The following is a 15889-nucleotide window of genomic DNA, read 5'->3' as shown; positions in this document are numbered from 1 at the left end:
AAATCTCCGCCCTTTTACAGAAGCAGAGATTTTTTACAGAAATTTTATCACCAAGATTCTACTGTATCACTTCATAGATCCGGTAATGCTTGTATATATAATCCCGGAACTGCTCCACAAGCGCACTTGGATACCGGTTTTTCATCATTCCCATGTATATGTAACGACGGCAGTGCAGATTCTCAATATTTAAGATTTTCACAGGAAGTGTATGGATCACCGGTACATCCGGCACAATGCCTACACCAAATTCCTCCGCCACCATACCTGCCAGTGCACCATCCTCTTCTACCTCAAAGGCCGTCTCCGGTGAAAGTCCTTCCTTTTCGAAAAGCTCCCGGATCACAAAATACAGTCCGCTTGCAGGGGTAAAGGTCACCTGCGGATACTGCCCCAGCTCTTTTATGGTCACTGAATTTCGGTCTGCAAGAGCATGGTTCTCAGGCACTACAGCCACCAGCTTTTCTTCTGACACCGGCACAAAGCTGATCTCCTTCTCGCCCTCTGCCCGGGAACAGAAGATCACGTCGAATTTCTCTTCCTTCAGACCCCGGATCAGACTTCCGGTAGCTGCATTCTGAAAACGAAAATCAATCTTCTTCCCCTCCTGTTCATTAAGGAACCCCCGGACAAGCCCCGGGATAAATCTGCGTCCCTGGGTATGGATATACCCGATGGAAATACTTCCTCCCGGAATCCTTGCCGCTTCCTGTATCCTCTCCACACCAAGATTCAGGATATGTAAGGAGTCCTGCACATATTTCAGAAACATTTCCCCGTATTTGGTCATGGTCACATTTCTTCCGTGACGCTCAAAAAGTGGAACCTGCAGTTCCTTTTCAAGGTTGGAGATCGCATGGCTCAGGCTTGGCTGGGTTATATCCAGCCTCTTGGCTGCTCTGGTATAATTTTCGATCTGAGCAAGAGTCACAAAATATGTGAGCTGATTTAAGTTCATATGTCAAAAAATCCTTTCTTTCCTCCGCGCGAGAGACTTTCAGGCAGGTAAGCTCAGACACCTCGCTGCCTGATCCGTTTCACACTCCAAGGCTCAGGAGTTCTTTTCCCGCCGCAAGTCTCTCATAAAACTGCTCATAAAAATCCCGCTTCTCATCATAAGGCTTCCTGTAAAACTGGTTCACCACATACATGTTCAGGTTTCGGATCAGATCACTGTCCTCGCTCTCATAGAGAACCGACTGGACATCCAGAAGAAAATAATGCCAGTCACAGACAAATTTTTCGTAATTTCGAAAATCCGGAGTATCTACCCATTTCCGGACCTTGATCTTACTGCGGCTGGTCTTTTTGCACTCGTGGATCTGAAGGATGTATTTAAAACCACCGTCCTCATAGTATCTTCCCAGCGGGAACAAACGGCAGAAGCCCGGACGAAAGCTGTGGATGGAGCATCTTCCGTTGCCATTCAGAAATACGCATCGTTCCTCTGCCCCTGTCATCCTAAGATGCGGCAGAATATTTCCGTCTGTGACGCCAAGCTCTATTTTTCCGGCAAGCAGCTGGTCCACACTTAAGTGAAGTCCCTGACTTAACCGCCATACATCCAGCGGATCCAGTACAACAGAATCACCCATTCCCGTACAGCAGTCAAAACAGCCCTTACAGTCCTGACAGTCTGCCTTTACCATGTCATTTGCCTCGTATAAACGACCGTCGGAAATTTCCTCCAGTGTAACCTCCCGCCGCATCAGACAAGTGCCTCCAGTCCTGTAACTCCCCAGTCCTCAGCCAGGCTTTTCAACCCGTCCAGGATCTCCTCCCTGGAATAATCGTGATCATCCAGGTAATCTACGTCCATATCATTGAGATGCAGATAAAAGGTAAGGGCAAGCTCCAGATAATCCGGATCATCTTCCTCCATGTTCATAAGAAGCTCATTTTCCGCTCCGTTGATGTCACCCTCATCAGCAAGTCTGATAACCTTCTTAAAAAGCTGGTCTGCCTCTGTATAATCTGCCTCTGCTGCAGGAAGTGTATACTGCGGCATATCTCCCTTAAGAAGAAGTCTTGTGATCAGTCTTGCGATATCCTGAATATTTCCTGACATTCTGTCATCCTGTAATCCCAAATCGGTTTCCTCTCTTTCTGCTGTCCTGTTCTGCCAGACACATTTCTCCGACCGACGTATCTGCATCCGGTCCTCTGCTCATCCGAACCCCGGATATCTGGACAGGCAATTTATTTAATCCAGTTTAATTCCTGACAACGCCTGTGCAAATGCATTGTTCACCGGCTCATTGGCCTCTTTCTGCTGTTTCTTAAGATAACGCTGCACATCACGCTTATTCACACCTGCACCCTCTTTGGCTCGTCTTGCCTGGAAGGATGAAAGCTTTTCTTTATAGCCGCACTGACATACAAAGGTCTCTTCTTTTCCCTTCAGAAGCATCTCCATACGCTTATGGCATTTCGGACAGCGCGCATTGGTGGTCCTGGATACTGTCTCTCTGTATCCGCATTCCCGGTCCTCGCACACCAGCATTTTGGCATTCTTTCCGTTGACTGCCAGGAGATGTTTGCCGCAGTTAGGGCACTTCTTGTTTATCATATTGTCATGGCGGAAGGTTCCCTGTCCGCCTTTGATCTCATCTACGATCTCACAGGCATATTTACGAATCCCTGTGAGGAATTTATCCTGACGGAGCTTTCCGTTTGCAATATCACTGAGCTTCATCTCCCAGTCTGCGGTAAGCTCCGGCTTTTTCAGTTCTTCCGGAACCAGCTCCAGAAGCTGTTTCGCCTTGGAGGTAATGTAGATCTCATTGCCTCTTTTTTCCATCATAAAGCTGTTGAAAAGCTTCTCGATGATGTCCGCTCTTGTGGCTACCGTTCCAAGTCCACCGGTCTCACCAAGGGTTTTTGCCGCTTTTTTGTCGTGGCTTTCCATAAAATGAACCGGATTTTCCATGGCACCAAGAAGTGTGGCCTCTGTAAATCTGGCCGGTGGTTTTGTTTTGCCTGCTGTAAGAGCTGCTCCTTCCACAGTAAGTATCTGACCTTCCGTAAGCTCCGGAAGCTTCTGGTCTTTCAGCTTATCACCGGATTCCTCTTCATCCTCATCCTGCCAACCGCCTTCATAAACCTCTCTCCACCCTGCACTTTTTACAATACGTCCGCTTGCAGCGAAAGTTTCTCCTGCTGCAGTTCCTTCCATGCTTACCAACTCATATACAGCCGGCGGATACAGCACGCTCAGGAAACGGCGTACTACCATATCGTAAATCTTCCGTTCCTCGTTGGTCATATGATCCAGCTGTACAAACTGTTCTGTAGGAATGATAGCATGATGGTCACTGACTTTTTTGTCATCCACAAAGCCAGCACTGGTCTGGATCGGTTTATTGACCAGCGCACCGGCAAGTTTTCGATAAGGACCTGTCCCGCATGCCTGAAGACGCTCTTTAATGGTAGGAACTACATCTTTTCCTATATATCTGGAATCCGTTCTTGGGTAGGTAAGGACTTTGTGATTCTCGTAGAGCCTCTGCATGATATTCAGAGTTTCCTTTGCAGAAAAGCCGTATTTCTGATTGGCTTCTCTCTGAAGAGTGGTCAGGTCATAAAGCCCCGGCGCATAGGTCTTCTTCGGCTTTCTGGAAACCTTTGTTATGGTAAGGCTGCTTTTTCCTGCCTTTGTCTGGATCTCCTGGGCACGCTCCTTCTTAAAGGTGCGGAGGCTTCCGCTTTTTCCGTCACGCCAGGTCCAGCGTACATTTCCCGCCTGCAGAGTGATCCCGTAATAATCCTCCGGCTTAAATTCCCGTATCTCCTGCTCTCTTCTTGCGATCATGGCAAGGGTGGGGGTCTGCACACGTCCGCAGGAAAGCTGGGCATTATATTTACAGGTCAGCGCTCTGGTCCCGTTCATTCCCACCAGCCAGTCCGCCTCCGCCCTGGCCTGTGCCGCACGGTAAAGATCATCATAATCATGGCCGTTTTTAAGGTGGGCAAAGCCGTCACGGATTGCTTTGTCCGTTACGGATGAGATCCACAGACGCTTAATAGGTTTATGGCAGTCTGCCTTTGCAAGGATCCACCTTGCTACCAGTTCTCCCTCACGTCCGGCATCTGTGGCAATGATGATCTCCCCGATATCCTTCCTGTAAAGCTGGGTTTTCACCGCATTGTACTGCTTGGAGGTCTGGCGTATCACCACCAGTTTCATTTTCTCCGGCATCATGGGAAGCGTGGAAAGCTCCCATTTGGTATATTTTTTATCGTATTCTTCCGGATCTGCCAGTGTTACCAGATGTCCCAGGGCCCAGGTCACTACATAGTCTTTTCCTTCCAGGGTTCCGTTCCCCTTCTGACTGCAGTGGAGGACTCTGGCAATGTCTCTGGCAACGGATGGCTTCTCCGCAATTACTAATGATTTCATATTTTTTTCTTTCACCTCTTACTCTTTGGAGCCTGTTTCCTAATGGCTCCGGGGTTCAACTATTATAGCATGAAAAAAGCACTTCGTCCAGAAAAGGGCCGAAGCCTTTTTCCGTCGAAATGCTCTTTACTTTCATATTACTCTCAGCAGCTGTTCATGCACATTTTCCGCTGATCTTATAGCCCACTCCACGAACTGTTTCCACCAGATCTCCTGCCGGGCCAAGCTTCTGGCGAAGGGTACGGATATGTACATCTACGGTTCTGCTCTCCCCGTCGAATTCATATCCCCAGATCTGATTTAAAAGCTGTGTTCTGGAAAGAACCGTACCACTGTTTTTCAGAAGGAGACAAAGCATCTCGTATTCTTTCAGTGTCAGATTCACAGGCTCCTGATCAACAGTTACCTCATGTCTTCCCGGACATACATAAAGATTTTCCATACGATACTCCTCTGCGCCATTGTCCTCTGATCTCCGAAGAAGGGCACGTACCCTGGAGATAAGTTCCATCATGCGGAACGGCTTCGGAATGTAATCATCTGCACCGCTGTCCAGACCTACCACGGTATCAAACTCACTTCCTTTTGCAGTAAGCATGATCACCGGAAGTTTCCGCACATCCGGACGGATACGGATTTTTTTTAAAATAGACAGTCCGTCTTCCTCCGGAAGCATAATGTCCAGAAGCACCAGTGAAGGCAGTTCTTTTTCCAGCGCTTTCCAGAAAAGTGACGGCCGTTCAAAACCCTGTGCCTCCAGACCCTGACTGTTTAATGTATATACAACAAGTTCACGGATACTTTCATCATCTTCCACAAGATATATCATAATTTTCCTCCAGCTTCATTTTTCATCTGATACGTGCAAGTATAAAGTGCATTCGTAAAATCCAACATAGAAAAAAGGTTAAGTTTATGTAAAATATAGAAATCCTTAAGAAATTTTAATTTGTAAAAGCCGAACGTCAATGTTATGATAAAGCAGAGAGTTGTTTGGAGGTTTTTTATTATGTATTCTTTTATTGTGAATCCCAATTCAAGATCCGGTGAGGGACGTAATGTCTGGAACCGGCTTCGCAGCATCATGGAAAGTCAGGGGATCTCATATCAGTATTTTCTCACAGAATATGTGGGACACGCCACAGTACTGGCACGAAGGATCAGTGCTGCCGGAACACCGGAGGATCCGGTAACTCTGGTAACAGTAGGCGGTGACGGCACTATTTATGAAGTACTTACCGGGATCATTGATCTGTCTTCGGTTGTTTTCGGATTTATCCCGGTCGGGTCCGGCAACGATTTCTGCCGCAGTATGGGCCTGCCCTTTGATCCTTTTGAAGCGCTTCGCTCTATTCTTGAGAACAGACGGACCATTTTCATGGATGTTCCTGTGCTACATCTTGGCAGCCATTCCTACCGTTTCGGCATCAGTGCAGGAATGGGCTACGATGCGGCAATCTGTCAGGAAGTCCTGATCACACCTGGCAAAAAATTTCTCAACCGTCTCCATATGGGTAAACTCATCTACCTTATGGTGGCACTGAAGCAATTTCTCTTCCTTACTCCGTCCCCGGTCACGATAACACTTGACGGGAACAAGCCACAAACCTTCAGCAGGACTTGGTTTGCGGCTGTAATGAACCAGAAATATGAAGGCGGAGGCTTTAAACTCTGTCCAAACGCCAGTCCGGAGGATGGTTTACTGGATGTGATCGTTATTGAAGGAATCTCCAAGCTGAAAATGCTGTTCTGCCTGCCGAGCGCTCTCTGGGGAAAACATACCCGCATTCGCGGTGTACATATTTTACAGTGCAGGAACGTACATATTACAAGTGCCCATTCCCTTCCTGTGCATAAAGACGGAGAATCCGGCGGAATCCAGCGTGAATTTTCTGTGACCATTGAAAAGAAACCTTTAAAAATCATAATGCCTGTGTTATAGTAGCAGGTAGATACTTAACAAAAAAGAAGCTTAAGGCTGACATCAGCCATACCTCAAGAAAAGGAGCGGCAAAATGTTGAGTAAAATAAAAAAATACAGGCATGGTTTTATCATAGCGATCTATTTCGTTGCCTATCTTATCCTGTTTGGATATCTGGAGCAGCGGCCTGTACGAGCCTACCATGTTGTACATACTGTTTTTGATGATATAATCCCGTTCTGCGAGATTTTTATTATTCCGTACCTTTTATGGTTTCCATATGTGGTAATAACGGTTGTGTATTTCCTGTTTCGCAATAAGAATAAAAAGGAATATTTCCAGCTGATCTTCAACCTGATGATGGGAATGACGGTTTTCCTTGTTGTTTCCTACATCTATCCGAACGTTCAGTATCTCCGCCCTGCGGTATTCCCCAGAAGTAACATCTTTACACGACTGGTGGCCGAGATCTATCGGACAGATACTCCCACCAACATCCTGCCAAGTATCCATGTATTTAATTCCCTGGCTGTTTATTTTGCCATTCATCACTGCCAGGCACTGAAAGACAGGAAATGGCTTCAGCGAGGAGCCCTGATCCTTTCTGTTCTGATCATCATGTCCACCATGTTTATCAAGCAGCATTCTGTGATCGATGTATGTCTTGGCACCACACTGGCACTGTTCGGACATCTCCTGTTCTATCCACAGAGAGTGGATGATTACGAGGAACAGCGCTCCCTATCCCATATGCGTAAGAAGAAGCCGGAACAGAATTTATAAAAAAAAGCCCCGTTGGGGGCTTTTTTTTAATTAAATCCATAAAACTTCTGACAGATCTTATAGGCTGCCACAAACATCTTTCTTCCACCTCTTCCGGGAAGATTGGACACCCTTCCGAAGAGACTTCTCCGAAGCTTCCGGTACAGTCCCATATTCTGATCTTTGATGTAATCCTGCAGCTCCTGTTTTTTATCCAGGCATTCCTGCGTTGCAGCTCTTACCAGCATGATCGAAGAAACGGTTGTGATGATATCCAGATAGCTGAACATATAAGCACGAAGTCTGCGGTTGCTCACATTAGCCTTCAGATAGGCGTCCACCATCAGTTTGTTTACACGGATCTGCTGATCGATACGCTTGATCATCACTTTCTCATTGACAGACTGATCATCTCTTCCAATAAAATACCGATAAAAATTCACATCCAGATAATAGAGATTTTTTACATAGGGAAGCGGCTCAAACGCAAACAGGTTATCTACGTAGAACGTATGCTTCGGAAGCTCCATTCCACAGTCATGGAGAAGTTTTGTACGGTATATCATGGAATGCATAAGGAGATACTGGCCTTTTTTCATGTGGCGTACCTCATCCCATCCGAAAATCTGGTTTGTCGGAAAACAGTGTCTGTACTGCATGACCTTTTTGCGGGTAGCTCCCTGCTTCTCATAAACGAAATTACTGATGAGAAGATCCACGGTCTCAGCCCCACGTGTCAGTTCATAAAGTGTTTTCAGGACCTCATAGTAGGCGTCCTGATTTACCCAGTCATCACTGTCCACAACCTTGAAATAAAGTCCTGTTGCGTTTTTGATCCCTGTGTTGACTGCCTGTCCATGGCCGCCATTTTCCTGATGTATGGCTTTTACGATAGTTGGATATTTCTCGGCATAATCATCTGCGATCTCGGCAGTACGGTCACTGGAGCCATCATCTACAATGATGATCTCCACTTCCTCTCCTCCGATCAGCAGGGAATTGATGCATTTTGACATATAAGCCTCTGAATTATAGCATGGTATTGCTACGCTCAAAAGTTTCATGAGTTTTCCTCCTTCATATATCTGGTGTATGCGCGAAACGCAGATGGTATTGCATATTTTTTATCGGATTCTCTCTTATCCACAAACAGGAACTCCCCCTGCGGTGCTTCTTCCAGAGAGGATACAGCGATACGATAAGCACACATCCTCCATTCAATATGGGAAAAAATGTGCTTCGCATCCGGCAGTGCTTCGATCCGCAGTGGTTCCAGCCCCATGGCTTTTACCCGGGCAAGTGCCGCCTTCTCCGTCAGATGTCCTTCCACATTTGGAAGCTCATAAAGTCCTGCCAGAAGTCCTGTATCCGGACGTTTACGAATCGCTGTACCTGCTCCGTCCTGGATCACAAGGACCGTTCGCTGTTCTATGGTGCGGGCTTTCTTCGGTGCTTTTACGGGAAGTTCTTCTACAGTTCCATGCTTTCTGGCAAGGCAAAAATGACCCAGCGGGCATTCTTCGCACTTTGCTGCTCCGTTTGGAACACAGACTACAGCTCCCAGCTCCATCATAGCCTGGTTGAAATCCCCTGGTCTGTCCTCAGACATCTGCTCTGTAAGATCATTTTCCACCGATTTCCGTACAGACTGTTTCATAATATCTCCACGGTTTTCGGTGAGTCTTGCGTATACCCGCAGCACATTTCCATCTACTGCAGGGACTTTCTTTCCGTAGGCAATGGACGCAATGGCACCTGCCGTATATCTTCCTATTCCTTTTAACGAGAGAAGTGTCTCAAAATCCTCAGGGATCCTGCCTCCATATTCTTCCATGACCTGAACAGCCGCTTTCTGCATGTTGCGGACACGGCTGTAATAGCCAAGGCCTTCCCACAGCTTGATGATCCTCTCTTCCGGTGCCGCCGCAAGGGCTGCTACATCCGGAAGTTCCTGGATAAAGCGCTGAAAATAAGGTTTCACAGCTTCCACTCGGGTCTGCTGGAGCATGATCTCAGATACCCAGGTATAATAGGCATTGTCTTTATCTCTCCAGGGCAGGATCCTTTTGTTTTTATCGTACCATTTCAGAAGGGGTTCTGCAATGTTTTCAGGCATATCGTTTCCTTTCTATAATCTTACCGGTATCGGATCACAGATCTTCATGGAATCTTCCGTGACAGCACAGTCATAGGCCAGGATGTGAACACCGGCATCTGCTGCCGCCTTAAGTGTTTCTCCAAATTCCGGATGTGTCTCCCGATTTGGTTCAAAATACCTTACACCCTTCATCTGGATCACCAGAAGAAGATACGCCTCATAGCCGTCAGCTGCTGCATGCATCAGCTCACAGAGATGCTTGATCCCCCGTTCTGTAGGTGCGTCCGGAAAGCGCACGATATTATTTTCTTCCAGAGTGACGCCTTTTACCTCGATAAAAGCCTTTCGCTTCCCGGATTCCACATACAGGTCAAAACGGGAATTTCCGTATGTCTTTTCTCTCCTGACAGTCACTTTCTCCGGAAAAAGATTTCCGGCCGCCACCCACTCTTCTGCTGCTTTATTTGGGGCCTGGGAATCCATATTGATCCAGCGGCCCTCCTTGTTCACACTGATCAGATCGTATTTCGTTTTCCTGGCAGGATTATCACTCTTTTCCAGGATCACTTCTGCTTCCGGAACAAGAAGTTCCCGGCATCTGCCTGTATTCTTCACATGGACCGTTTCCAGCTGATCCCCGATCTGCACATGAGCGATAAAACGGTTAGGCCTGTCTTTGAATATACCTCTGATCGTATTCTTATAATTCATAGTTTTTCCCTCGTAACCCTTACTATAACATAAAATCTTCAAAAGCGCAGTTGCTTTTTTTTCTTTTCTCATATAGAATTGTTTTGATTACTGTTCACTGGTAATATTCCGCGAGGTGTTTTTTGTGAGCGAAGGCCACAGAAAACCCGAGACATACCGCGCGAATTTATGCGATTAGCATAAATTCTGTGCATCGCGAAGCGTATTGCTGAGAACGGAGTGAACAGTAACTTGTTTTGTACTATGTCCAGTACAAAGGGTTGCTTTTTTTACATATCATAGTTTTTTGGGGAGGTTTTTCTGATGGACAGTATTATTTTTGATGTTGACGGTACGCTCTGGGATTCCACCGGGATCGTAGCTGAGGCCTGGAGTGATTACCTTATCCATACGGAGCACATGGATACCGACGTAAGCGCCAAACGACTGATGGGGCTTTTCGGCCAGCTGCTGCCGGATATCGCAAAGGCTCTTTTCCCTGAGCTTCCGGAAGCAGAACAGCTTCGTATCATCGACGGCTGCTGCCAGGCAGAGCACGAGGCACTGCTTCGCAAATGTGCTCCGCTGTATCCGGATCTTGAGAAAACACTGAAGATTCTTTCCAGCCGTTTTCCTCTTTTTATCGTCAGTAACTGCCAGGCCGGATATATTGAAGTGTTCCTGAAATCCACAGGCTTCGGACACTATTTCAAGGGCCATCTCTGTCCCGGTGACACCGGCATGGCCAAAGCGGAAAATATCATGAAGATCCGCGAGGATAATAATCTTTCCGATCCGGTTTATATCGGTGATACTATAGGAGACTTTAATGCCTGCCGGAAAGCAGGAGTTCCTTTTATCTTTGCTGAATACGGTTTCGGTCAGGTGGATAAACCGGATTACCGGATCACCAGGCCTTTTGACCTTACGGAGATATGCAGATGAGTATGAAAAAATCAAAATCCATAGACCTTACTTCCGGTCCGATCCTGAAAACGCTTTCAGAGCTTGCTCTTCCTATCATGGCATCTTCCCTTCTTGGAACTGCCTATAATATCACAGATATGGCCTGGATCGGGCTTCTGGGCTCCAAGGCAGTTGCCGGTGTCGGTGTGGGCGGCATGTATGTGTGGCTTTCCCAGGGACTGGTAGCCCTTCCGAGAATGGGCGGACAGGTAAACACAGCACAGTCCTGCGGCCGGAAGGATTATAAAGAGGCACGTTCCTACGCGGCCAGTGCCCTGCAGATGACCATTCTGTTCGGTCTCTTATTTTCTGCAGCAAGTATTATATTTCTTGATCCTCTGATCGGATTTTTTAATCTGACAGACCCGGAAGCATATTCTTCTGCCAGATCTTATATGCTGATCACCTGCGGACTGATCATTTTTTCCTTCCTGAACCTGACTCTCACCGGACTTTTTACAGCCCAGGGAGATTCCAGGTCTCCGCTGATGGCCAATTTTCTTGGACTTGTGGGAAATATGCTCCTGGATCCGCTCCTGATCCTTGGCATTGGACCTTTTCCACGGCTTGAAACGGCAGGTGCTGCCATTGCCACAGTAACTGCACAGTTCCTGGTTTTTGCAGTGCTGGTTTTCCGGATCTTTACTTCCGGGCTGGAAACAAATGTACTTCGTGAACTTCATCTTTTTTCACGTTTTCCGGGAAAATTTTATAAAAATATCTTCCGCATTGGTTTTCCAACCGCTATCCAGAGCATGCTCTACTGTATGATCTCCATGGTACTGACCAGAATGGTTTCCGCCTTCGGTGCTGCTGCCATTGCTGTCCAGCGTGTGGGCGGACAGATCGAATCCGTTTCCTGGAACACCGCGGACGGCTTTGCCTCTGCCTTAAATGCTTTTACCGCACAGAATTTCGGTGCAAAAAAATACGACCGCATCCGCCAGGGCTACCGTATTTCCTTTGGTATCCTGACAATCTGGGGCCTTATCATAACTGCAGCCTTTGTGCTGCTCCCACGCCCGATCTCCGGACTGTTTTTCCATGATCCGGAATCCCTTGGGATTTCTGTAAATTACCTGATCATCATCGGCTTCTGTGAGGCTTTCATGTCCATTGAGCTGATGACCATCGGTGCACTGTCCGGCCTTGGTATGACCAAGCTCTGCAGTATCATCAGTATTATCCTGACAGGGGCCAGAATCCCGCTTGCCATGCTGCTGACTCATGCGGGAATGGGACTTAATGGTATCTGGTGGGCACTTTCCCTTACTTCCATCGTAAAGGGAATCATCTTTACTCTGACATTCCGGCAGACCAGCCGAACGAAATTAAAATAAATACAGACAGAAAAACTCCCCGCGGATACCGGAGCCTGATCAGACAGGTTACCGTTTCACGGGGAGTTCTGCTTTTTTACCTAAAGGATAGTTCTGATACTTCTAATCATTTTTTGATACATTTTGTTCTGAGTACAAACAGAAATACCGCAAGTATCACAAACAGAATTACTACATAGGCGATCTTTGCTGCTACACTTGTGGTGAATGCGTCAACTCCTGTAGCCACTCCGATAAGTATCAGACAGATTCCTGAAACCTTTTCCATTTTTTTTTCATCATACTTCTGGGCTCTGGCCTGTGTGTTTCCGCCTTTCATAAAAAAGGAACCGTGTCCGGTAAAAAGCATAAATCCTACTACCAGTGCTGCGATTGTAAGTATAAAGCTGAATGACTGATCAAACATAATATTTTCCTCCTGCTAAAGAACAGGAGCCACACACCGGATCACCGGCTGGCTCCTGTTTGTTTTTTGACTACAGATCCGATCAATAGAAACAGACGATCGGAACATTATACTGGATAATGTTGTAAAGCTCTCCCGCTTTATCCGGCGGCATATTGATACAGCCGTGGGAACCTCCGGTTAGATACCGGTCGCCTCCAAAGTACGGCTGCCAGTCTGCATCATGGAATCCAATGCCTCCGTTAAACGGCATCCAGTAGGTTACCGGCTGTTCATAGGAATAGGTTCCGTCTGGTTTCTTGGTGCCACGTAGCACATCCGGGCTCTTCTTATAGTACAAGGTGAAGATTCCAGGAGGTGTTTTTCTCTCCGGATCACTTGCAAGTCCGGATACGATATCTGATTCAAAGATCACATTTCCATCCTGATAATACCACATATACTGTTCTGTAAGGTCCACTTCAATGTAGGTATTTCCCAGATCATTCACACCGTAGGAATTGGCTCTCATGGAATAAACCGGCTCTCTGGTCGTCTGAGCTCCGGACTGGATTTCCTGGGTAAGCTGTGCCACCTCTCCGTCCTGATCGATCTTCCAGCCATATGCAGAACCGGAAACCGAAACAGTTCTTCCGCTTGTTGTCTGGAACTGTCGCTCTGTACCTACTGTATCATGATCCGCTGCAAGCTGTGCCACATAATCCACGATATGCTGTTTGAAGGATGCATCATCCTGGATCAGCTGGCCCTTTTCGTCAAACTGCAGCCAGTTCTTGATGGTGCTTCCATCAAGTGTTACTGTCTCATCTCCAAATGTGTAGGTGATGCTTGCCCTCGCAAAGTTATTATATGCATCCACCGTTGCCTGCAGATCTGCACTGTCGCTGGTCACATCTGCTTTCACATAAGCATCCGGGTTACTGCCAAGATCTACTTCCCCGTCATTGCTGCTGATAGCATCACTGATCATCTGATAGGCTTCTTTTACCTTCAGTTCACTTCCCACTGTCTCCGGCACGATCGTAAACTCGGAATCATTAAAGCTTACGTACGCATTCTCCGGTGCTACCTGATTCTCTTTCTGGGCACAGTTCAGTGCTTTCACTTCTGACTCCAGCTTTGACTTGTCAAAAGCTGTCTGCTCACTGGCTGTGTAAGTCGTCTTTTCAAAAAATCCTCTCACCCATTCATAGGGCTTCTGCGCTTTCAAAAGCTTCAGAACTTCACCACTGGATATATAACGATAACTGATATCCGTTCCTTCTATAGTCTGCGGTTCCTGATCTCTGGCCTTTACCTGGATGGAATAGCCTTCCATTTTTTTTGCGATCTCCTGCTCAACCTCATATGCAGTCCTGTTGGAGCTGTCGATCCCGTTAATCGTTGTGCCCTCAAAGAAATGACTTGTGTAATAATAAGATACTCCTGCATATGCACAGCCTGCCACTACCAAAACCATGGCGGCGATCATTCCGGTCACCTTCAGTGCCTTATGCTTTTTCTTTTCGGGTATAACAATAGGTTCAAATTCAGATTCATCGATAGGTACGTAGGTGATCTTCCTTGGCCTTGCTGATTTCGAAGGTCTTGCCGACTTGTGAGCAGCTGATCTGTTATTTTTATTTTCAGGCTGAGGCTCTCCTGCAGTATCACTGACGATCTTTGCCATGGCATCATTGATCCTGTCCTCGATATCCCTCTTTTCATCGTTGCTCATATTTATTCACCTCTATGTTCATATGCCCTCAAAAAAGGCATCTTTCCATTGATACTTTCTGGTCTTACTCACCAGCTTTTTCATTATATCATACTTTCCGGAAATTGCATCTCATTTCACGGTTTTTTTATAACTTATTTGTACCGTACAGCTTCCGCGCCATATCTTTCATAACATAGAAATACATTACCCAAAGGAGCACTGACGCAAAGATCCAGGCCACCGGACTTGCAAGACAGGTACCGATATAGCTGCTTTTTCCGGCTGCAATGGTAGCGGTGATCCCTCTTCCTGCAAGCTCAGCCACACCGGCCATCATAGGAAGAAGACCATATCCCATTCCCTGGATCCCGTTTCGCAGTACATTGACAAAATACAGAGGAATAAAAAACAGTGCCACACATTTTACATAGATTGCTACCATAGGAAGCACTTCTTCAATGTTATCTGAGATAAACAGATATGCGAAATATTTTCCCGCAAAGAACAGAAAACTACCAACAACAACAGAATATACAATTCCTATAAAATGCGAAGCCCGGAAGCCTTCCCGCACTCTCTCAAGCTTTCCGGCTCCGATATTCTGTGCATTGTAGGTAGCGCTGGCAGTTCCCTGTGCCACAAATGCCTGGGTGAAGATCTGCTCGATCTTACTTCCTGCTGTAAACGCCGCCACCGCATAAGAGCCAAGCATATTTAAGGCTGACTGTACCATCATGGTTCCAATCGCCGTAATGGAATACTGCAGTCCCATTGGGATTCCCACACCGATCTGCTTGGCTGCGAGGTTACGTCTGAAATACCAGTCTTCTTTTTTCATACGGAGCTCCGGCACAAACTTCCAGATATATACCAGACATAAGACTCCTGAAACTCCCTGGGAAATAATGGTAGCCCAGGCTGCTCCAGGCGCTCCCAGCTTAAACACGATGATAAATACAAGGTCAAGCACAATATTCAGCATTGCAGATAAGATCAGAAAATACAGTGGTACCTTACTGTTTCCCAGTGCACGGAGGATACTGGCCAGGATATTATATAATGCCTGGGCAAAAATCCCTCCGCAGATGATCATAACGTAAGCATATGCATCCTTGAAAATATCATCCGGCGTATGCATAAATTTCAGAAGTGCATGCATACCTGTCATGCTGACTGCTGTCATCACTGCCGAGATCAGCGCTGTCAGGATCAGTGCATTTCCCACGGTCTGACGCATCTCATCCATTTTTCCCGCACCGTACTTCTGTGCAGTCAGTACGGTAAAACCGGCAGTAAGTCCCAGAAGAAAACCTATGATCAAAAAGATGATAGTTCCTGTTGAGCCAACTGCCGCCAGTGCCTTTGTTCCTACAAATTTTCCTACAACCACCGCATCTACCATATTGTAGAACTGCTGAAATACATTACCAATCAATACCGGGATCGTAAATCCCAGGAGCACTTTTACCGGTTTTCCCTGTGTCATGTCTGTTTTCATGAAATCTTTTTCCCCCCTCAACCTGTCCGAAAACCTTATTTTTAGGCATAAATTTAGCCCCTTTCCTTCATCTGTGACATTGAAAACTGAATAAAATACACAGGATGAA

At 46.6% G+C, this 15889-nt stretch carries 15 protein-coding genes; 4 read left to right on the top strand and 11 right to left on the bottom strand.

The window, feature by feature from the left end; translation table 11 throughout:
* Positions 1–58 precede the first annotated feature (58 nt).
* The 5 genes from ACTNDQ_RS12415 to ACTNDQ_RS12395 all read right to left on the bottom strand — a co-directional run bounded on the left by ACTNDQ_RS12415 (position 59) and on the right by ACTNDQ_RS12395 (position 5228).
* Positions 59–958, bottom strand: a complete 900-nt coding sequence (locus tag ACTNDQ_RS12415; RefSeq protein ID WP_441064739.1) for a LysR family transcriptional regulator — start codon at positions 956–958, stop codon at positions 59–61.
* Positions 959–1037: 79 nt separating this feature from the next.
* A complete protein-coding gene (locus ACTNDQ_RS12410) occupies positions 1038–1709 on the bottom strand; it encodes a YkgJ family cysteine cluster protein (protein ID WP_118752570.1) in 672 nt (223 codons plus the stop codon).
* The gene (locus ACTNDQ_RS12405) at positions 1709–2089 is read right to left on the bottom strand and encodes a DUF6483 family protein (RefSeq protein WP_441064738.1); all 381 of its coding nucleotides are present in this window, start codon (positions 2087–2089) and stop codon (positions 1709–1711) included. The genes ACTNDQ_RS12410 and ACTNDQ_RS12405 overlap by 1 nt, the downstream gene beginning before the upstream one ends.
* A gap of 114 nt (positions 2090–2203) precedes the next feature.
* Positions 2204–4399 carry a DNA topoisomerase III gene (locus ACTNDQ_RS12400; RefSeq protein ID WP_441064737.1) on the bottom strand — a complete coding sequence of 732 codons (2196 nt, stop codon included), beginning with the start codon at positions 4397–4399 and terminating at the stop codon, positions 2204–2206.
* Positions 4400–4553: 154 nt separating this feature from the next.
* Positions 4554–5228 (bottom strand): response regulator transcription factor, encoded by a 675-nt coding sequence (locus ACTNDQ_RS12395; RefSeq protein WP_021652293.1) that lies wholly within the window; start codon positions 5226–5228, stop codon positions 4554–4556.
* 180 nt (positions 5229–5408) lie between these two features.
* Between ACTNDQ_RS12395 and ACTNDQ_RS12390 the strand changes: the two genes are divergently transcribed.
* The gene (locus ACTNDQ_RS12390) at positions 5409–6341 is read left to right on the top strand and encodes a diacylglycerol/lipid kinase family protein (RefSeq protein ID WP_278796035.1); all 933 of its coding nucleotides are present in this window, start codon (positions 5409–5411) and stop codon (positions 6339–6341) included.
* Between the two features lie 73 nt (positions 6342–6414).
* Positions 6415–7104, top strand: a complete 690-nt coding sequence (locus ACTNDQ_RS12385) for a phosphatase PAP2 family protein (RefSeq protein ID WP_279198545.1) — start codon at positions 6415–6417, stop codon at positions 7102–7104.
* 26 nt (positions 7105–7130) lie between these two features.
* Here the strand turns inward: ACTNDQ_RS12385 and ACTNDQ_RS12380 are convergent, their stop codons facing one another.
* From ACTNDQ_RS12380 to sfsA, 3 genes are read right to left on the bottom strand one after another with little or no spacing between them, the layout of a single operon-like run.
* The gene (locus ACTNDQ_RS12380; protein ID WP_118752574.1) at positions 7131–8147 is read right to left on the bottom strand and encodes a glycosyltransferase family 2 protein; all 1017 of its coding nucleotides are present in this window, start codon (positions 8145–8147) and stop codon (positions 7131–7133) included.
* Entirely contained in the window at positions 8144–9199 is a 1056-nt protein-coding gene (gene mutY, locus ACTNDQ_RS12375; protein ID WP_059085368.1) for an A/G-specific adenine glycosylase, read from the bottom strand. Before mutY ends, ACTNDQ_RS12380 begins: the two co-directional genes overlap by 4 nt.
* A 12-nt stretch (positions 9200–9211) precedes the next feature.
* The gene (sfsA, locus tag ACTNDQ_RS12370; protein WP_044961964.1) at positions 9212–9892 is read right to left on the bottom strand and encodes a DNA/RNA nuclease SfsA; all 681 of its coding nucleotides are present in this window, start codon (positions 9890–9892) and stop codon (positions 9212–9214) included.
* Positions 9893–10195: 303 nt separating this feature from the next.
* On the opposite strand from sfsA, the gene ACTNDQ_RS12365 reads away from it, so the two are divergent.
* Together ACTNDQ_RS12365 and ACTNDQ_RS12360 are read left to right on the top strand one after the other, a co-directional pair.
* Positions 10196–10816 carry an HAD family hydrolase gene (locus tag ACTNDQ_RS12365; protein ID WP_144094241.1) on the top strand — a complete coding sequence of 207 codons (621 nt, stop codon included), beginning with the start codon at positions 10196–10198 and terminating at the stop codon, positions 10814–10816.
* A 2-nt stretch (positions 10817–10818) separates the two neighbouring features.
* Entirely contained in the window at positions 10819–12177 is a 1359-nt protein-coding gene (locus ACTNDQ_RS12360; RefSeq protein ID WP_441064747.1) for an MATE family efflux transporter, read from the top strand.
* 106 nt (positions 12178–12283) lie between these two features.
* Here ACTNDQ_RS12360 and ACTNDQ_RS12355 read toward each other — a convergent pair whose 3' ends face one another.
* The 3 genes from ACTNDQ_RS12355 to ACTNDQ_RS12345 form a co-directional block, all read right to left on the bottom strand.
* Positions 12284–12583, bottom strand: coding sequence for a DUF3784 domain-containing protein (locus tag ACTNDQ_RS12355; protein WP_015527011.1), 300 nt, complete (start codon positions 12581–12583; stop codon positions 12284–12286).
* An 82-nt stretch (positions 12584–12665) separates the two neighbouring features.
* Entirely contained in the window at positions 12666–14300 is a 1635-nt protein-coding gene (locus ACTNDQ_RS12350) for a L,D-transpeptidase family protein (protein ID WP_279198543.1), read from the bottom strand.
* Between the two features lie 127 nt (positions 14301–14427).
* Entirely contained in the window at positions 14428–15780 is a 1353-nt protein-coding gene (locus tag ACTNDQ_RS12345; protein ID WP_288786874.1) for an MATE family efflux transporter, read from the bottom strand.
* Between the last annotated feature and the right edge of the window lie 109 nt (positions 15781–15889).

Origin of the sequence: Blautia massiliensis (ex Liu et al. 2021) (assembly GCF_052064225.1) — a bacterium.
In the GTDB taxonomy this organism is placed as follows: Bacteria; Bacillota; Clostridia; order Lachnospirales; family Lachnospiraceae; genus Blautia_A; species Blautia_A fusiformis.
The sequence above is the reverse complement of the archived record's forward strand: the minus strand, read 5'-3'. Positions and strand labels throughout refer to the sequence as shown.